Below are 17,802 nucleotides of genomic sequence, written 5' to 3'. Positions count from 1 at the left end.
ACGGTGACGGCCAACACACCCTCGGATCACGACCTGCTGGAGATGCACCGCAGGATGGTGCTGACCCGCCATCTCGAGGAAAAGCTCGGCGAGATGCACAAGGCCGGCCGCACGCGCGGCCCCATCCACCGCTGCGACGGGCAGGAGGCGGTGGGCGTCGGCGCCACCGCGGCGATGGCGGCGGACGATTACGTGACCACGACGCATCGCGGCCACGCCGTCTATCTCGGCCGCGGGCTCGACCCGCGCCGGGTGGTCGCCGAGATCTTCGGCCGCGAGACCGGCTATTGCGGCGGCCGCGGCGGGCACATGCTGGTGGGCGATGTCGAGACCGGCATGATGGGCGGCAACGCCATCGTCGGCGCGTCGATCCCCGCCGCCACGGGCATGGCCCTGTCGATGCAGCTGCGCGGCGAGGCGCGGGCGGCGCTGGCGGTCTTCGGCGATGGCGCGGCCCAGACCGGCATCTGCCACGAGAGCATGAACATCGCCGCGCTCTGGCGCCTGCCGGTAGTGTTCCTGCTGGAGCACAACGCCTACGGGCTGACCGTGCATCACAGCGCGCAATCCTCGGTGCCCGACCTCGCCGTGCGCGCGGCGGGCTACGGCATGCCGGGCGAGACGATCGACGGCAACGACGTGCTGGCGGTCTACGGCGCGGTCGAGGCGGCGCTGCAGCGTGCGCGGCGCGGCGAGGGGCCGAGCCTGATCGAGGCCAGGACCTATCGGGTCGAGGGCTTCTCGACCTCGGACATGGGCGGCTACCAGCCCGACGCCGAGATCGCGGAGTGGCGTGCGCGCGACCCGATCCTGCTGGCGCGTGCGGCGCTCGTCGACCGCCTCGGGGCCGGGCGGGTGGAGCAGTGCGAAACGGAGGCGCGCGCCGAGATGGAGGCCGCCTTCGAGGCCGCGCTCGCCGATCCGATGCCGGCCTTCGCGCCGCACGTTGCGAGCGCCCCCTATGCCGCCCGGCCCGAGGGAGGGCGCTGACCATGGCGACGATGCGGTATGCCGAGGCGCTCAACCTCGCCCTGCGCGAGGAGATGGCGCGCGACGACACGATCTTCGTCTTCGGCGAGGACATCGCCACGTATGGCGGGGTCTTCAAGGTGACGCAGGGGCTGGCCGAGCAATTCGGCGACCGGGTGCGCGACACGCCGATCTCCGAGCAGACGCTGACCGCGATGGCGGTGACCGCGGCGATGACCGGGTCGCGCCCGGTGCTCGAGATCATGTATGCCGATTTCCTGCCGCTGTCGCTCGACGCGCTGGTCAACCAGGCCTCGATCTACCACTACATCTGGAACGAGCAGGTCACGATGCCCTTCGTGCTGCGCACGCAGGGCGGCGGCGGCGTGGGCACCGGCGCGCAGCACGCCAAGTCGCTCGACGCGATGGTGGCCCACATCCCGGGGCTCAAGGTGGTCGCGCCGGTGACGCCCGCCGATGCCCGGTTTCTGCTGAAGGCCGCGATCCGCGACCCGCACCCGGTGATCTTCCTCGAGCACAAGCTGCTCTACAACCTGCGCGGCGAGGTGGACGAGGCCGACGACGCGGTGGGCGAGATCGGGCGGGCGCGGGTGGCGCGGGAGGGGCGCGACGTGACGATCCTCGCAACCTCGCGGATGGTGCTCGAAGCGGAAAAGGCGGCAGAAGAGCTCGCGGGCGAGGGCGTCTCGGCCGAGGTCATCGACCTGCGCAGCCTGCGCCCGCTCGACCTAGATGCCATCACGGCGTCGGTCGCGAAGACCAACCACGCGGTGGTGGTCAACGAGGGCTGGCGCTTCTGCGGCTACACCGCCGAGCTGGCGGCGACGATCATGGATCACGCCTTCGACGATCTCGACGCGCCGGTGGAGCGAGTGGCGGCGCGCGACATGCCGATCCCCTATGCCGAGCCGCTCGAGCGCGAGGTGATCCCCGGTGCCGCCGACATCGCCGCCGCCGCCCGCCGGGCACTGGCCTGAGGGCGCGGCATGGCGACACCCATCACCATCGGCGCGGCGGGGGGCGAATACATGGAGTCCGTCGTCGTCACGAAATGGCATGTGAGCCGCGGGGCGCGTGTCTGCGCCGGCGACCTGCTGGCCGAGGTCGAGACGGCCAAGGCGGTGACCGAGGTCGAGGCGCCCTGCGACGGTGTGCTGGGCGAGATCTGCGCCGGCGAGGGCGACGAGATCGCCGTCGACGCCACGCTCGGCTTCCTGCTCGCCGAGGGAGAGGACGACGCCGGGGCAGGGGGCAACGCGGGGACAGGGGGCAACGCGGGGGCAGGGGGCAACGCAGGGGCGGCGAGAGACGCGCCGCCCGCGGCTCGCCCGGAGGCGGAAGCGAGCGGCGGCGGTCGGACGGACCGCGTGGTCGCGTCGCCTCTCGCGCGGCGGCGCGCGCGTGCGGCGGGGCTCGACCTGCGGCAGGTCACGGGCAGCGGCCCCGGCGGGCGGATCAAGCGGCGTGACGTGGAAGCGGTGCTGGCGCGCGGGCCGAGAGCCGCGGGCGGCGCCCTGCCCGTCATGTTGCTGCACGGCTTCGCCGCCGATGCCACGACGTGGTCGGGCCTCGTGGCCGAACTGGGCCGCGGGCGCCGCCTGATCCGGCCCGACCTGCCGGGCCACGGGGCGGCCGCGCCGGCCGGAGGCGGCTTCGAGGCGGTGGTCGCACCCCTTCTGGAGGCGCTCGACGCGGTGGAGGCGCCACGGCTCCACCTGGTCGGCCACTCGCTCGGCGGCGCCGTGGCGCTCTCGCTCGCCGGCGCGCGTCCCGCGCGGGTCGCCTCGCTGACGCTGATCGCGCCGGCGGGCCTCGGGCCCGAGATCGACGGCCCGGCGGTCGACGGGCTCTGCCGCGCGACCCGGCCCGAGAGCCTGCTGCCCTGGCTGCGCCGCCTGGTGGCCGATCCGCGGCGCATCGGCGACGACTATGCCCGCGCGGCAATGGCCGGCCGGGTCGAGGCGGTGCGCGCCGCGCAGGCTGCCTTGGCAGACCGGCTGTTCCCGGACGGGACGCAGGCCCTCGACCTGCGGTCGGCACTGGCCGAATGCCCGCTTCCGCTGCGAGTGATCTGGGGGCGCGACGACGCGATCCTACCGTGGCGGCAGGCCCTTGCGGCGCCGGGCCATGCCGCGCTCAACCTGCTGCCCGGGGTCGGGCACATGCCGCATGTCGAGGCGCCGGAGCTGGTCGCGCGCCTGCTGCGCGAGACGGTGACGGCCGCCGAGGCGACGGGGGTGCAATGACCGGCCGTCTGATCTTCGACTGCGCCGGGGTGCGCGCGCCCATCGTCCTGACAGACGCGCACGCGCCGCGCACGCTGGCGGCGCTTCGGTCGCTCCTGCCGGTCGAGGTGACGATCCACTGCTCCAAGATCGCGGGCGCGCACATCTACTGGCCGGCACCGATCCTCGAAGTGCTGGAGAGCGGCGCCGACATTCATGCGCTGCCGGCGGGATCGTTCCTCTACTACCCCGACCGGCAGTATCTCGAGATCACCTACGACGCGCTTCAGGCCGAGACGGCGGCGGTCAACCTGCTGGGGCGCTACGAGGGCGATCTGGCATGGCTGCGCGACCTCGGCGAAGACAACCGCCGCCGCTCGGGCCGGCGCATCCTGACGGCGCGGCTTTCCGCCGAAGGGGGCAATGACACTCCCGTCGCCGCGCCCGGCCCGGGCGCGGCGACGGGGCCGCTGGCCACGCTGCGCACGGCGCGCCGGGCGGCCTGGGCTGCCGAGCCGGAGGAGCTGCGCGCCCTGCTGCGGCGCGAGGGGCTGAACATACCGCTCGGGCCGATCGTGACCGCCGAGGGCGAGTTCCGCCGCGCGCAGGAGCTGCTGTGGCGGCTCTGGCGCAACGAGACCGGCCATGCCGATGCCCTGCGCGCCGCCATGGCGCGCGAAGTGCTGGAGCTGACGCTGGCCCGCGTGGTGGGCTACTGCCACCTGCACGAGGCCGGCGCCGCGCTGGAGGCGGGGCACGCCGCCCTGAGCGAGCCGGGCGCCAATGTGGGCGACGTGCTGGGCGAGCTCGTGCTCTATTGCGGGCGCATGGCCGGCTGGCTCGACCTGCACGTGCCGTGGTGGGAGGCCAACGAGATCGCACGCCGCAACGTCGCGGCAGAGGGAGGACCGGCATGAGCGGGAAACGGCAGAACCACGATTCGGGCTCGGCCTTCGAGGCCGCCTACGGATACAGCCGCGCGGTGCGGGTGGGCGAGACGATCCATGTCGCCGGCACCATCGGCATGGATTACGCGAAGCGCGCGATCTCGCCCGATCCCGCCGAGCAGACCCGGCAGGCGCTGCGCAACATCGAGGCGGCGCTCGAGGCGCTCGGCGCATCCCTCGCCGACCTCGTTCAGATCACCACCTACGTCGACTCGGCCGAGAGCTTCGAGGCGGTCGGCCCGGTGCTGGGCGAGGTGCTGGGCGGGGTGCGCCCGACCAACGCCGCGCTCGTCGTGGGCTTCCCCTTCCCCGACATCAAGGTCGAGATCAGCGGCGTGGCCATGGTCGGTTGCGGAGCGGCCGCGTGAGCGACGCGCTGCACGGCCTGCGCCCCGTCGAGCGGCACGAGACGCTTGCGGATCGCGCCCGGCAGGAATTGCGCGCCGCGGTCATGGCCGGCCGGTTCGAGCCGGGCGCGCGGCTGACGGTGCGCTCGGTCTCGCAGGCGCTGGGCATCAGCCTGACTCCCGCACGCGAGGCGCTCTACGGCCTCGTGGCGGAGGGTGCGCTCGAGACGGGGCCGACCGGCTCCGCCTCGATCCCCGTCCTGACGGAGGCACGGGTGCAGGAACTGCTCGTCATCCGCTGCGCGCTGGAGGGGGCGGCCGCCCGCGCGGCGGCCGGGCGCATCTCCGGGGCCGCGCTCGACGAGCTGCGCGCCTGCGATGCGGTGCTGCGGGGTGCGCACCGGAGGGCCGCGTTCAAGGAGGTGATGGCGCTCAACTGGCGCTTCCACTTCACCGTCTACGAGGCGTCCGGCATGCCCAACCTCGTGCGCATGATCGAGGGCTGCTGGCTGAGCGCCGGCGCCTATCTCAACGTGATCTACCCCGACTACGGCCAGACCGACCGGGGGCTGGCCAACCACGCCGAAATCCTCGCCGCGATCGAGGAGGCCGACGGCGAGCGGCTGGCTGCCGCGATCCGCACCGATATCGAGATGGCGAGCCATGCGCTGCTCGCCGCCATCACTGGCCGGGAAGAGAGCGCGGGCGCCTGACCGGCCGGCGGGCTGGCCCCGCGCGAGGCGTCGCCCGGCTATCCGGCCGCCGCGAGCGGCGCGAAACGCGCGGTTGCCCGGTCGGCCGCGTAGAGGCCCGCGAGCGTGTCGATCCGCCCGGCCACGTCGCGCACGGCGGCGAGAATGCGCGCCACCTCCTCGTCGCAGTGCAGCCACGACAGGTTGAGGCGCGTCCAGCCTGGCTTGTCCAGTTCCTCGCCGCGGGCAAGCCGCGTGCGCAGGGCCTCCGAGGCGGCCTCGTCGATGCCCAGCAGGCGGTGGGCATAGGGGCCCGCGCAGGCGCATCCGCCACGGGCCTGAACGCCGTGCAGGTCCGACAGAAGCCGCGTGACGAGCTGGTGGTGGACGGGCCGCCCTGCCCCGTCGCGCAGGCGGAACGACAGGATCGGCAGGGCCGGCGCCACCGCCTCTCGGCCCAGCAGCTCGAGCCCCGGCACATCGGACAGCTCGGCCAGGGCACGGGCGCGCAGGGCGGCGTCGCGCGCGTCGATGGCGTCGATCCCGGCGGCCTCCTTCACGCAGAGGGCGAGTGCGGCGCGGATGTCGCCCACAACGTTGGGCGTGCCGCCTTCCTCGCGCGCCTCGACGCGGCTCGAATAGTCGTGCGCCCAGGGCGAGACGAAGCTCACCGTGCCGCCGCCGGGCACCGATGGCCGGGCCGCGCGCACCACCGTGTTCCGCACGACGAGGAGGCCCGAGGCCCCCGGCCCGCCGGGGAACTTGTGGGGCGACAGGGCGACGGCGTCGATCTCGGCCCCGGGCGCGGGTGCCATGCGGATCGGCAGGTAGGGGCCGCCGCCGGCGTAATCCCATACCGCGAGCGCACCGCGCGCCTTGAGGCGCCGGGTGACGGCGTCGACGTCGGTCAGGATACCGGTGACGTTGGAGCAGGCCGAAAAGGCGCCGACGATCGTCTCGGCCCCCTGCGCCGCGTCGAGGCTCGCGTCGAGGGCGGCCATGTCGACCCCGCCGCCCGGCGCCTCGGCGATCTCGACCACCTCGGCGCCGCTCTCGCGCCAGGGCAGCAGGTTGGAGTGGTGCTCGTAGGGGCCGTGGATCACGACGACACGCGCACCCGCCCGCACCCGCGCCGGCAGGTCGAGCAGCGAGACGAGGCGGGCAAGGCCGGCCGTCGCGCCGGAGCCCGTGAAGATGGCGTGACAGTCGTCGCCGCCGCCGACATGGGCGAGCGCCACGGCGCGGGCGGCCTCGCGCAGGCGGGTCATCACCATCCCGCAATGGGACGCCTCGGTGTGACTGTTGGCGTAGAAGGGAAGGACATGCTCGCGCACCGCGTCCTCGACCTGCGCGAGCGCCCGGCCCGAGGCGACCCAGTCGGCATAGAGCAGCCGCACCGGGCCGAACGGCCCGTCGAATTGCGTGTCGCGCCCGATCAGCCCCGCGCGCAGCCGGGCGATGCCACCGTCGCGGAGGCGGTCCCGGAATGTCTCGAAGAAGTCCTGCATGGCTGTCTCCCCGTCTGCGCACGGTCAGAGAGTATCTTGTGCAACAGGGGCGGTTTCATCGCCGTCCGACCCGCTTTTTCGATCAATGCATGAGAGTATGATCGGCCAATGTCGGAGTCTCTCGATCAGACTGACCGGCGCCTCCTGCAGGCCTTGCAGGAGCGTCCCGGCCTCACGCAGCGCGCTCTGGCCGACCGAGTGGGCCTGTCGCAGAACGCCTGCTGGCGCAGGCTCAAGCGGCTGGAGGAGCGGGGCGTGCTCAGGGGCGCCCAGACGGTGATCGACCGGCACGCGCTAGGGCTCGATCTGGTGGTCTTCACGATGATCCGCACGCGGCACCACTCGGCCGAGTGGCTCGCGCGCTTTCACCGGCATGTCGTGGCGATCCCCGAGGTGATCGACGTGTTCCGCATCGCGGGCGAGTACGACTACATGCTCAAGATCGTCACCGCCGACATGGCGAGCTTCGATCGCGTCTATCGCTCGCTGATCGAGCTCGATCTCGAGACGGTGACCTCGTTCTTCGCGATGGAGGCGATCGCCGAGAACCGCCCCCTGCCGGTCATGCGCTGAGCGGCTCGAAGACGAGCACCGCGCCGCACGCGTCTGCCGCCGCCACCCCGATTCCGTGCTCGAGGTCGGCCACCTCGACACCCGCGCCGGCGAGGAACCCTCGGGTCGCGTCGGGGTCGCTCACGCGGAAATGCATCGCCACGGGGTAGCCGCCCACGGTGCCGGGATCGGCCGCACCGGCGAGCGCACCGTAGCGGGCGCGAACGGCGTGAGACGTCAGCACTTCCGAGAGATCCCCCCGTGCGCCGCGAAAGACGAATCCGTCTTCGCCCACGCTCTCGGGCTCTTGCCCCCAGCTGTCGCGGAAGTAGCCCAGATCGGACCCCGGATCGGCCGAGAGCCAGACGAGGCGTGTCACGTCGCGCGCCCCGTTGGCGTGGTCGACATAGCCCGGGATGAAGATCTGGTCGGGCTTGCGGTGTTCGGAGAAGAACAGCGAATTGAACGGGCGCGCGGGCTGCCAATTGTAGAGGAACGAACTGTCGGTCTCGTCGTCGCGCCCGTCGGGCATGGTGACGGCCCGGCGCGCGTTGCCCTCGACGCCCACGGCGTGGCCGAGGCCCTCGAGCCTCTGTCGCTCCGCGGCGAGGCTGTCGGCCGTGAGCGAGACGTGGGCAAGCCCCTCGCCGGCCGTCAGGCGCGGCATGTAGGGATCGACCAGCGCCGGCGCCGTGCAGTGCTCCAGCCACAAAAGCTCGTTGTAGGTGCGCTCGAAGATCACCACGGCGTTCGACGAGCCGAACTCGATGTGCCGCGCCGCCGGCCGGACATGGAAGCCCAGCCGCGACCATGTCTGCCGCGCGGTCTCGAGGTCGCGGACCATGTGGACGAAGTGATCGAGGCTCTTCATCGTGGGCGTCCTCAGTCGATCAGCACGCCCGGCAGCCATGTCGCCAGTGCCGGGAAGGCGAAGATCAGCGCCAGGGTGGCGAGTTGCGCGAGGATGAAGGGCACGACGCCCCAGTACATGTCGCGGTAGGTGATGTCGGGCGGCGCGATGGAGCGCAGGTAGAAGATCGACGGCGCCATCGGCGGGGTGAGGTACGATGTCTGGATCACCACGATCATCAGCACCGCGAACCACAGCGGCTCGATCTGGAAGGCCGAGAGCACGGGCACGAAGATCGGCAGGCAGATCAGAACCACCGACACCCAGTCGAGGATGAAGCCCGCGATGAACACGACGAGCAGCATGACGAGGATGATCCCCGTCTGGCCGAAGCCCGTCGCCTCGAGCAGGTCGCGCACCAGCCCGTTGCCGCCATGGATGCGGAAGGTGCCGGCGAAGATCGTTCCGCCCACGACGATCAGCAGGATCATCGCGTTGACGAGCATCGTCTGCCGCAACGCCTCGGTGAAGGTGGCCCAGGTGAAGCGGCCGTAGGCGATCGTCAGCAGCACGGTGCCGAGCGCGCCGACCGACGCCGCCTCGGTCGGCGAGGCGATGCCGAAGGAGATCGAGCCGAGCACGGCCACGATCAGCGCCACCATCGGCACGAGCGCCACGCCCGTCACGCGCAGCTTCTCGCCCAGCGGCACCTGGGTCTCGGAGACCTCGGCCGGCGCCATCCGGGGCGAGGCGAAGGCCGCGCCCAGCACGTAGCCGGCGAAGAGGGCGATCATGATGATGCCGGGAAGCATCACGGCGGCGAAGAGCTGGCCCACCGAGATCTGCGCGACGGTGGCGTAGATCACCACCACGATCGAGGGCGGGATCATCGTGCCGAGCGAGCCGCCCGCGCAGATCACGCCGGAGATCAGCCGCTTGTCGTAGCCCCGCGCCATCATCGCGGGGATCGCCATGACGCCGATCAGCACCTCGACCGCGCCGACGATGCCCGTGGCCGCGGCGAGTATGCCGGCCATCCCCATCGTCGCCAGCGCGAGGCCGCCGGGCAGCCGCCCGAGCCAGAGCTGAAGCGCGGCGAACAGCCGTTCGGCCACGCCCGAGCGCTCGAGCATGAAGCCCATGAAGATGAACGGCGGCACCGCCGACAGCACGAAGGACGAGGCTGTCTGCGAGATCCCGGCATAGAGCTGGTTGGCCACCGCGTCGCCGAAAAGCGGCCAGGCGAAGATCGCTGCCGTCACCAGCAGCGAGAACGAGATCGGCAGCCCCAGCAGGACGAACACGAACAGGCACGGAAACATCAGCGCCGCGAGCGTCTCTCCACTCATGCCCGCCTCACAGCTCTGGGCCGGCCGCGTGGCCGGGCAGGGGCACGGCCTCGGGGCGGAAGACGCCGATGGCGTGGCGGATCGTCTGCAGCGTCACCTGCAGCGCCAGGCCCAGAAGCCCCAGCGCGATGCCGGTCAGGAACGGCCAGATCACGGGCTGCCAGACGCTCATGTTCTCCAGCGTCTTCTCGACGAACGCCTCCCATGCCTTGTCGACGCTCGCCGAGGTGGTCAGCGCGAGCAGCGGCAGGAAAAGAAGCGCGTAGAACAGCGCGTTGACGGCGTGCTGCACCCGCGCGGGCAGCCGCGACGACAGGAAGTCGATCCGCACGTGGCGCTCCTTGAGCAGGGTGTAGCCCGCCGAGATCAGGAAAAGCGTGCCGTTGACCATGTAGACGATGTCGACCGACCACAGCGTGGGCGAATTGAAGATCCGCCGCGCTGCGACCTCGTAGAGCATCACGCAGATCAGGACGACGATCATCGCCTGCGCCACGACGGCGAGCGCCGCGGAGACGCGGTCGAGTGCAGGCAGGATGCGGCGAAGGAGCAGGTCCATGAAGCCTTCCAGACGGGGGGCCCGCGCCCCGTGGGAGCGCGGGCCGTGCGCGTCACTGACGCGTGTCGGTCACCATGTAGTACGACGAGGCGCGCCAGGCGTCCTGGAACGGGAAGAGCGAGTCGACCACCCTCTGCGGCCAGTCGTTGCCTTCCGCGGCGGCCTCGGCTGCCGTCTCGACAGCCCATTCGCGGGCGGCGGCCTCGGCCGCGTCGCGGAACTCCTGGTCGAGCTCCAGCAGGGTGTTCTGCCCCGCCTCTGCGCGTTCGTTGATCTTGCGCACCGCTTCCATGTCGGCGAGCATCGTGCGCTGCATGCTGTCGTAGGTCACGAGCCGCGCCGCCGTCTCGATGGCGGTCTTGTATTCTTCCGGCAGCTCCTCCCACTGGTCCATGCCGACCATCAGCTCGAAGCTCCAGCCGGGCGCGTGGATGCCGGGATAGATGATGTACTCTGCCGTCTCGTGCAGGCCCTGGTTGAAGTTCTCGCCGGGCAGCGAGTACTCGGCGAGGTCCAGGCCCTGCCGCTCGAGCATCGAATACACTTCGGAGCCCGGCGTGGTCGTGGCGGCCGCTCCGAACTTGTCCGACACGATCGCGGCCCAGTTGCCGAGCGTGCGATAGCGCTTGCCCTCCAGATCCTCGACGGTCTCGAGCGGGACATGCGAGTGCGCGAACCACTCGGCGGGGCCGGACCCGAGGATGATCGAGTGCACGCCCATCGTCTCGGCCCGGTGGGCGGTCAGCAGCTCCTCGCCACCTCCGTAGTAGAGCCAGGCGAGGATCGAGTCGCTGCCGAGGCCGGTGGGGAAGGTGTTGATCATCGAGTTGAACGGATCCTCGTTGCCGAGGAAGGCCGCCGGCCAGTTGACCATGTCGACAAGACCGTCGTCGAGCGCCTCGTGCAGGCGGAAGACCGAGCCGACGGTGCCCGCGGGCAGCGGCTGGATCTCCACCTCGCCGCCGGTGAGGTCGCTTACCAGTTCGGCGAAGGGCACGGCGATGAAGTTGAAGTAGTTGCCCGTCTCCACGTCGATCGTGGCCATGCGGAACGAGTATTCCTGCGCCGCGGCAGGGGCGGCGAGGCCCGTGGCGAGGGCAAGCGCGGCGAAGGATGTGCGAGCGTGTCTCATGAGTGTCTCCCTGTTTCTGGGTCGTCTCACGCCCAGGGGCGCGATCCTGTCTGCGCCTCGCGGCGCCTGTCTCTTTGCGCGCCCGCGGCGCTGGTCCTGTCCGTGCGCCTACGGCGCGACGAGCACCTTGCCGAAGATCCGTCGCTCCGCCATGTCGGAAAACGCGGCGTGGGCGTCGGGCAAGGCGTGGGTGCGGTCGATCACCGGCGTCAGCCTTCCCTGATCGACAAGGGCGAGCAGCGCCTCGACATCGGCGCGCTCCCACCCGTTCGAGCCCACGATCTGCTGCTCGAAGGTCCAGATGAAGCGGATGTCGGTCTTTGGGTCGTAACCCGCGGTCGCGCCGCAGGTCAGCATCCGCCCGTGGCGTTTCAGGCTGCGCAGCGACGGCACCCATGTCTCGCCGCCGGTGAAGTTCACCACCACGTCGACGCCGCCGCCGCCGGCGATGCGCGGCTTGCCATGGCGCTCGACGATCTGGTCGCGGAACAGGCGCTCGGTATAGTCGATCACCTCGTCGGCGCCGAGCGACTCGAGCTTCGCCAGCTTCTCGGGGCTCGAGGCGGCGGCGATCACGTGGGCGCCGGCCATCCTGGCGAGCTGCACGCAGCAGGTGCCCACGCCCCCCGAGGCGCCGAGGATCAGCACCTTCTCGCCCTCGGCGACCTGCCCGCGGGTGACCATCATGCGGTAGGCGGTGCCGTAGGCGCAGGGCAGTGCCGCCCCTGACTCGAAGCCGACGCTGTCGGGCAGGCGGACGAGCTGGTGCGCCTTGACCACCGCGTATTCGGCCAGCCCGCCGTTCACCATCTCGCCGAAGAGCCGGCCGCTCTCGCGGTCGATCGGGTCGATGAGCACGCGGTCGCCCTCGGCCCAGCCCTCGACGCCGGGGCCGGTGCCCGCCACCGTGCCGGAGGCGTCGATGCCCATGATGATCGGCATGGGCACCTTGATCCCGGGCATGCCGCGCAGGGTGAACAGGTCGTGGTAGTTGAGCGCGCAGGCGGCCACGCGCACCAGCACCTCGCCTTCGCCGGGTTCGGGGTCGGGCCAGTCCTCGTGCCACTCGATGTCGCCGATCTCGCCGTGGGCGTGCAGCACCATCGCCTTCATTGCGTCTCCTCCCTGTCGCGCGAGAACGCCGCCGCGCGGGCCTTCAGCGCCTTGCGATCCACCTTGCCGACGCCCGAGAGCGGCAGCGCCGTCACCACCTCGACGAAGCGCGGATGGGCGAAGGCCGGGCCGGTGGCGAGCGCGTGCGCCTTCACAGCCTCGGCCGTGATCCCGGCTCCCGGCCGGGCCACGACGAAGGCCGCCGGCAGCGCCCCCTTCACCTCGTCGGCCACCGGCACCACGCAGGCCTCAGCGATGTCGGGGTGCGCGGTCAGCCGTATCTCGATCTCGCCGGGGTGGATGTTTTCGCCGCCGCAGACGAACATGTCGTCGGAGCGGTCGACGAAGTAGAAGAAGCCCTGTGCGTCGCGCCGCATGACGTCGCCGGTGTCGTACCAGCCGTCATGCAGCTTCTCGGCCGACTTCTCGGGCAGGTTGAGATAGCCCGGCATCACCACCGGGCTCTTCACCCAGAGCACGCCCTCGTCCTCCGACGGCCCTCCGACCAGCTTCACCTCGGCATGGGGCGAGGCGACGCCGAGCGAGGTGGGCGGCGTCGGCCGCCCGTCGGGATGCGGGGCGAAGGCGGTCGGGCCGGCCTCGGTCGTGCCGTAGGTGATCCGCAGCGTCGCGCCGGGAAACGCCTCGGCGATCTGGCCGGCGAGGCGCTCGGTGACCGGGGACGAGCCGATCATGACGGTATCCACCGACGACAGGTCGAGCCGCTCCAGCAGGTCGTGCTCGCGCAGGGCCAGCGTCAGCATGGTGGGGATGCCGGTGAGCAGGGTGCAGCGCTCGGCGGCCGCCGCCACGAGGTAGGCGCGCGCCTCGAAGCGGCGCATCAGCACCATCTGCGCGCCCGACGCGGCCAGCATCTTGGCGAAGAACAGCCCGTTCATGTGGTAGAGCGGCGCCGGCACGAGCGCGCGCGCACCCCATGGCTTCGGCAGGGCGGCGATGGCCGCCTGCACCGCGTGGCCGTAGCCGCGATGGGTGAGCGGCACGCCCTTGGGCAACCCGGTCGACCCGGAGGTGTAGAGGATGTTCGCGGTCTCTGCCTCGCCGGCCTCCACCGCCGCGAAGGGGCCGGGGTCGCGCAGCGCCTCCCAGTCAGGCCCGTCGAGGGCGAGCGTGGGCACGCCTTCGGGCACCATGGGCGCCCGGTCGGTATCGGCCAGCGTCAGCGCCACGCCCGCGTCGCGGTGGATGTGGGCGATCGCGTCGGCCGGCAGCCGCCAGTTGACGGGCACGGAGACGAGGCCCGCCCGCATCGTGCCGAAATAGGCGAGCAGAAAGCGGGCGGAGTTCTCGCCGAGAATCGCCACCCGGTCGCCCCGCTTCAAGCCGCGCGCCAGCAGGCCGCGCGCCACGGCACAGGCCTCGGTGGCGAGATCGCCGTAGGTCAGTCGCGCGCTCGCGGTGGCTCCGTCCATTTCGACAAGCCACGGCGCGGCCGGATCGGCGGCGGCGAGAGCGAGGTCGCCCAGGTTGCGGGTGACCGGCAGCGTCGGCATCAGCCGACCTGCGTCGAATAGGTGCCGCGGCCCACGGCGGTCAGCCGGCCCTCGGCATCGGTCACGTCGACGTCGACCACCGCGACCGTCCGGCCGATGCGCCGTGCCGTTGCCGTGGCCGTCAGCGCCCTGCCGCCCGAGGGGCGCAGATAGTCGACGCGGAAGTTCATCGTGGGCACGCCCCCGCCGACGGCGACGGCCACGGCGAAGTCGCCCGCCGTGTCGATCAGCGCCGCCACGGGCCCGCCGTGGAACTGGCCCTGCATCGGGCCGCCGCGCTCGAGCTCCGGCCGCATGGGCATGGTCATGGCGACGCGCCCGGTGCCGGCGTCGGCCTCGGTCACGGTCAGCCCGAGGAAGGCGATGAAGGGAGAGGCGTCGAGCATCTCCTGCATAGCCTCGGCCGTCAGCGGCGTCCGCTCGGCGCCGCTCACGTCAGCACCACCCGGCCCTTCGGCGTGTCGAGCTCGGCCACCGCGCCGGGGGCGAGGCCCCGCGCCACCGGCACGTCGGCCCCGATGGCGGTGACCAGCGCCGAGAGCCCCTCGGGCGCGGGATCGGTCAGCACGAGGTTGGAGAGCGCGCAGCCGGCGGGCGTCGAAGCCGAGGGATGCGGCGTGTCCTTCCAGTCGATGACGAAGGGCATCGCCCAGCCGCGCGCCGGGTCGTCGAACCGCAGGATCTGCCAGGCGAGGTGCACGCCGTCGGGTCGGGTGCGCGCCATGTCGATCGGCGCGCCGGGCGCCGCCCCGGCTGCCCGCGCCGCCTGGGCGACCGCGTCGAGCCCGGAGGCGGCGAAGGCGATCGTGAACATCCGCGGCGCGGGCAGCGCGGCGAGCTCGGCGCCGAGGGTTCCTGCAAGGTCCTGGACGGGGTCGGGCGCGATCACCTCGAGGTAGCGGCCATCGTCGAGCGCGACGAGCGCGTTGCGCGTCCCGAAGCCAGGATGGCTTCCGCCCGTCGCGGGTGTCACGCCGGTCAGCTCGGCGAAGGCGGCCGAAGCTGCCTCCAGGTCGGGCCCTGCCCACAACAGATGATCGATGCGTGCCTGCACGCCTGCACTCCCCGTCCCACGCGCGTTAACAAGCGCTTGTTAGGTCCGTAGCCAACTGCCATCCGCCCCGGCTGTCAAGCCTTTGTCCGAGCTTGCGCGAGGCCCTTGCCGCCGCGTATCGCTGGTGCTGTGCGATGCGGCGCAGGGCCGCCGATGAGGCCCAGGGAGGAGGCGGAGAGCGTGGAGCGTGAAGATTTGGCCCGCGGCGTTGCGGCGACGGTCGCGCATTCCGGCGCTCCGGCGCCTCGGCCGGCGCCTTCAGGCGGGGTGCGCCTGCTCGCCGTGCGGCCGGAGCGCATCGTCGGCGAGACCGCGCCGGCTTTTCCGGCGGCCGCGCGGGCGCCCGTCACGCTTGCGTCGCTCCTGGGATTTGCCGAGGCGCTCGTGCTCGCCGGCACCGAGGCGCGCGGGCACGAGGTGACGGCGTTCGACGTCAAGACCGTCTCGCTGTCGCCCCGCCCCGCCAATCGCCTGACCGGAGAAGCCATCCCGCAGCCGGCACCCGCGGGCCTGTCGGTCTGGACGGTGACCATCCAGGACGATCACGAGAGCGCCATCGCAACGCTCGTGCTGACGTATGCGCTGCGCACGGCGGACGGTCCGCCCGAGCCGGCCCCCGCCGCGGAGGCCCCGCCGAGAATGACACACGCCGAGGACGCCCGGCCGGAGACGCCGCTCGCGCGCATCCTCGCCGCAGCGACCGACGTGATCGCGAGAAAGGGGTTCGCCCAGGCCACCATGCGCGAGATCGCCGATGCCACGGGCATGCACGTGCCCACCCTCTATGCGCATGTGAAGGGCAAGGACGAATTGCTGGAACTCGTCTACGCCCACGAAATGGAGCGCCTCGTCTCCCGCCTCGAGCAGGTGGCGACCGGGGCGAGCGCGACGGAGCGTATCCGGCGCATGATGGAGGCCGCGCTCGACGTGGCTGACGAGCGGCGCCGCCAGATCGGCATCCTCAACCGCGAGCTCAAGAGCCTGCGGCCCGAGGCGCGGGCACGCATGATCGCCCGGTATCGGGCGCTGGTCGGCCGCTACGAGGCGGTCATTCGCGATGGCATCGCATCGGGCGAGTTCCACGACATCGACCCCCTCGTCGCGGCGAATTTCCTCGACATGATTCACGACATCTGGGCGCTGCGGCAGTTCTTCCTCTCGGAAATGCCCCGCGACGCCTATCTCGAGGCCGCGGTGACCTTCGCGCTCAAGGGTCTCGTTCGAGCCTGAGGGCCGGCGGCTGGCGCGCTGGCGGGCGCCGGCCGACAGCCGGCCCGGGCTGCGCCGCGAGAGAGCCATCGGCCGCACCCGCCCGCTCCCCCCGGCTCAGGGCCGCCTCGGCCCCTGATCCTGCGGGTATCGGGGGGCGGGCCGTTCTTCGGGCGTGGTGGTGGCCACCATCCTGGCCCGGTCGAGCGCGCGACCGGGCGCCGGCGGGCGACGCGGCGGCCGGGCAGGCGGTCGAGGCTCAACGCATGCCCTGCGCCTGCGACAGGCGGGCCCAGGCCCCGTCGACCATCACCGCCTCGGCGTGCAGGTCGGCCGAGAGGCTGGTGAGCACGGTCCGCCCCCCGCCACGATCCGCCCCAGCCCGTCGGGTCCGGCGGCCCGTGCCGGCCAGCCCGAGGCCATGTCGAGCGCCTTTGCCTCGGCCACGCCGAGGGCAACCATGCGCCGCGCCGCCGCGTCCATCGCCAGGGGCGCGCCAGCCAGCGTGCCCTCGGGCGAAACGAGCCGCCCGCCCGCGAGCCGAACCGGCATGCCGAACAGGTCGAAGGCGTCGAGGTCGCTGCCGAGCGTCGCCATCGCGTCGGTCACGAGGAACGGCCGGTCGCCCCTCACCCGCGCGGCTTCGGCCCTCCGGGCCGGTGTGTGGGGCGTGGGCGCGTCGTTGAAAAGCACCCCGCCGCCGCCGTTGATCTGGACATCGACGAAGCCCGGCGCGACCACGGCGAAGCGGTGGTCAGGCGTCGGCGCGTCTGCCGCGGGGCGGATCTCGACGATGCGGCCCTCAGACCCGGCGAGGCAGGCGCCCTCGATCGACGGCGTGCCGCCCCCTCGACCAGGAGGTCGGCGGCGCTGCGGACGCGCTCAGCGAACCTAGGTCTCCCCGCCGCCGGGCATCGTCTCGCCCGTGGCGAGGCCGAGCACCGAGGCGGGCGCCCGTGCCAGCCGGTCGGCCAGGATGCCGGCGGCCCGGTCGGTGGCGGCGGTATCGGGCAGGACGAGCACCTTCACAGTCTCGCCCCGGGCGCCTCGGTCAGGCAGAGAGAGGCGCGAGCGCCCGCTCGGGACGGATCAGGCGGCGCGCTGCCGCTGGCCCCGCCACAGGAGCACTTCCTTGATCCACGTCCTGTCACCGCTCCGCACGGTGTAGCGGCGCAGCTCTTCCGCGGTCAGGCCGAAGGGCGGCTCGCGCAGAAGCAGCGGCCGCCACCCGCCCGGCGGGATGTCGGCGTTCGGCGTGCCGATCTCTGTCGTCCGCCACAGGTGCCGCCACCCGAGTCGCGTGCGCAGGACGCGATCGTTGGTGAGCATGACCATGGGAAACCGGGACAGCCGATCGAGCGCGCGGGCCACCTGCGCGTTGCCGAGGTGCTGCAGCACATCCTTGCACAGCACGAGGTCCGCGTCGGGCAGTTCGGTGTCGAGCAGGTTCCCCTGCATGAACCCCACGTTCGGCCCGCCGAAGGTGGCACGCAGGTGCGCGACCAGCTCGGGCACGATATCGACCCCGACATAACGCGCGCCGCCCCAGTCGATGTGCCGCGAAAACTCCCAGTCGCCGCAGCCGAGATCGAGCACCGTGCCAACCCCGAAGCGCCGCATGACGGAGGTGACCGTGTCGGCATAGGCGCGCGCCGCCTCCTGCGACGAGCCGATGCCCGAGCGTGAGACGCCGCCCCAGGAATGATCGCGGTAAATCTGGCCGAAGGCCGCGCTCGTCTCGTCCGGCTCGCTCATCGCTGT

General features: G+C 72.1%; 20 protein-coding genes. 8 read left to right on the top strand and 12 right to left on the bottom strand.

From position 1 onward, the window contains the following. Positions 1-3: 3 nt before the first annotated feature. From DLJ49_RS06025 to DLJ49_RS06000, 6 genes are read left to right on the top strand one after another with little or no spacing between them, the layout of a single operon-like run. Complete coding sequence (locus DLJ49_RS06025; RefSeq protein WP_115392634.1) at positions 4-990, top strand: thiamine pyrophosphate-dependent dehydrogenase E1 component subunit alpha; 987 nt, start codon at positions 4-6, stop codon at positions 988-990. Between the two features lie 2 nt (positions 991-992). Next, positions 993-1,967, top strand: coding sequence for an alpha-ketoacid dehydrogenase subunit beta (locus DLJ49_RS06020; RefSeq protein WP_115392633.1), 975 nt, complete (start codon positions 993-995; stop codon positions 1,965-1,967). A 9-nt stretch (positions 1,968-1,976) separates the two neighbouring features. Further along, positions 1,977-3,236: an acetoin dehydrogenase dihydrolipoyllysine-residue acetyltransferase subunit gene (locus DLJ49_RS06015; protein ID WP_115392632.1), complete on the top strand. Its 1,260-nt coding sequence runs from the start codon at positions 1,977-1,979 to the stop codon at positions 3,234-3,236. Continuing rightward, positions 3,233-4,132 carry a DUF3830 family protein gene (locus DLJ49_RS06010; protein WP_115392631.1) on the top strand — a complete coding sequence of 300 codons (900 nt, stop codon included), beginning with the start codon at positions 3,233-3,235 and terminating at the stop codon, positions 4,130-4,132. Before DLJ49_RS06015 ends, DLJ49_RS06010 begins: the two co-directional genes overlap by 4 nt. After that, complete coding sequence (locus DLJ49_RS06005) at positions 4,129-4,530, top strand: RidA family protein (RefSeq protein WP_115392630.1); 402 nt, start codon at positions 4,129-4,131, stop codon at positions 4,528-4,530. Before DLJ49_RS06010 ends, DLJ49_RS06005 begins: the two co-directional genes overlap by 4 nt. Further along, positions 4,527-5,222, top strand: coding sequence for a GntR family transcriptional regulator (locus tag DLJ49_RS06000; RefSeq protein WP_115392629.1), 696 nt, complete (start codon positions 4,527-4,529; stop codon positions 5,220-5,222). The genes DLJ49_RS06005 and DLJ49_RS06000 overlap by 4 nt, the downstream gene beginning before the upstream one ends. A gap of 38 nt (positions 5,223-5,260) precedes the next feature. Here the strand turns inward: DLJ49_RS06000 and DLJ49_RS05995 are convergent, their stop codons facing one another. Beyond that, entirely contained in the window at positions 5,261-6,709 is a 1,449-nt protein-coding gene (locus DLJ49_RS05995; RefSeq protein WP_115392628.1) for an aminotransferase class V-fold PLP-dependent enzyme, read from the bottom strand. A 108-nt stretch (positions 6,710-6,817) separates the two neighbouring features. Between DLJ49_RS05995 and DLJ49_RS05990 the strand changes: the two genes are divergently transcribed. After that, entirely contained in the window at positions 6,818-7,282 is a 465-nt protein-coding gene (locus tag DLJ49_RS05990; RefSeq protein WP_115392627.1) for an Lrp/AsnC family transcriptional regulator, read from the top strand. Here the strand turns inward: DLJ49_RS05990 and DLJ49_RS05985 are convergent. The 8 genes from DLJ49_RS05985 to DLJ49_RS05950 all read right to left on the bottom strand — a co-directional run bounded on the left by DLJ49_RS05985 (position 7,272) and on the right by DLJ49_RS05950 (position 14,832). After that, positions 7,272-8,132, bottom strand: a complete 861-nt coding sequence (locus DLJ49_RS05985) for a VOC family protein (RefSeq protein ID WP_158547408.1) — start codon at positions 8,130-8,132, stop codon at positions 7,272-7,274. The genes DLJ49_RS05990 and DLJ49_RS05985 overlap by 11 nt on opposite strands. Before the next feature lie 11 nt (positions 8,133-8,143). Continuing rightward, positions 8,144-9,460 carry a TRAP transporter large permease gene (locus DLJ49_RS05980; protein ID WP_115392625.1) on the bottom strand — a complete coding sequence of 439 codons (1,317 nt, stop codon included), beginning with the start codon at positions 9,458-9,460 and terminating at the stop codon, positions 8,144-8,146. Between the two features lie 7 nt (positions 9,461-9,467). Then, positions 9,468-10,019: a TRAP transporter small permease subunit gene (locus tag DLJ49_RS05975; protein WP_115392624.1), complete on the bottom strand. Its 552-nt coding sequence runs from the start codon at positions 10,017-10,019 to the stop codon at positions 9,468-9,470. A 52-nt stretch (positions 10,020-10,071) separates the two neighbouring features. Then, positions 10,072-11,151 (bottom strand): type 2 periplasmic-binding domain-containing protein, encoded by a 1,080-nt coding sequence (locus DLJ49_RS05970; protein WP_115392623.1) that lies wholly within the window; start codon positions 11,149-11,151, stop codon positions 10,072-10,074. 108 nt (positions 11,152-11,259) lie between these two features. After that, positions 11,260-12,264, bottom strand: a complete 1,005-nt coding sequence (locus DLJ49_RS05965; RefSeq protein ID WP_115392622.1) for a zinc-binding dehydrogenase — start codon at positions 12,262-12,264, stop codon at positions 11,260-11,262. Further along, positions 12,261-13,778, bottom strand: coding sequence for a class I adenylate-forming enzyme family protein (locus DLJ49_RS05960; protein WP_115392621.1), 1,518 nt, complete (start codon positions 13,776-13,778; stop codon positions 12,261-12,263). The genes DLJ49_RS05965 and DLJ49_RS05960 overlap by 4 nt, the downstream gene beginning before the upstream one ends. Further along, a complete protein-coding gene (locus tag DLJ49_RS05955; RefSeq protein WP_199533311.1) occupies positions 13,778-14,212 on the bottom strand; it encodes a PaaI family thioesterase in 435 nt (144 codons plus the stop codon). Before DLJ49_RS05955 ends, DLJ49_RS05960 begins: the two co-directional genes overlap by 1 nt. Next, positions 14,209-14,832 carry a VOC family protein gene (locus tag DLJ49_RS05950; RefSeq protein WP_115392620.1) on the bottom strand — a complete coding sequence of 208 codons (624 nt, stop codon included), beginning with the start codon at positions 14,830-14,832 and terminating at the stop codon, positions 14,209-14,211. The genes DLJ49_RS05955 and DLJ49_RS05950 overlap by 4 nt, the downstream gene beginning before the upstream one ends. 267 nt (positions 14,833-15,099) lie before the next feature. On the opposite strand from DLJ49_RS05950, the gene DLJ49_RS05945 reads away from it, so the two are divergent. Further along, a complete protein-coding gene (locus DLJ49_RS05945) occupies positions 15,100-16,062 on the top strand; it encodes a TetR/AcrR family transcriptional regulator (RefSeq protein WP_158547407.1) in 963 nt (320 codons plus the stop codon). Between the two features lie 288 nt (positions 16,063-16,350). On the opposite strand, the gene DLJ49_RS05940 is transcribed toward DLJ49_RS05945, so the two are convergent. From DLJ49_RS05940 to DLJ49_RS05935, 3 genes are all read right to left on the bottom strand, one after another. After that, complete coding sequence (locus DLJ49_RS05940) at positions 16,351-16,782, bottom strand: hypothetical protein (RefSeq protein ID WP_115392618.1); 432 nt, start codon at positions 16,780-16,782, stop codon at positions 16,351-16,353. A 150-nt stretch (positions 16,783-16,932) separates the two neighbouring features. Next, entirely contained in the window at positions 16,933-17,070 is a 138-nt protein-coding gene (locus tag DLJ49_RS21685) for a hypothetical protein (RefSeq protein ID WP_158547406.1), read from the bottom strand. Between the two features lie 60 nt (positions 17,071-17,130). Beyond that, positions 17,131-17,796, bottom strand: coding sequence for a class I SAM-dependent methyltransferase (locus tag DLJ49_RS05935; protein ID WP_115392617.1), 666 nt, complete (start codon positions 17,794-17,796; stop codon positions 17,131-17,133). Between the last annotated feature and the right edge of the window lie 6 nt (positions 17,797-17,802).

Origin of the sequence: Rhodovulum sp. 12E13, assembly GCF_003340565.1 — a bacterium.
Classification (GTDB): domain Bacteria; phylum Pseudomonadota; class Alphaproteobacteria; order Rhodobacterales; family Rhodobacteraceae; genus HLUCCA09.
The sequence above is the reverse complement of the archived record's forward strand: the minus strand, read 5'-3'. Positions and strand labels throughout refer to the sequence as shown.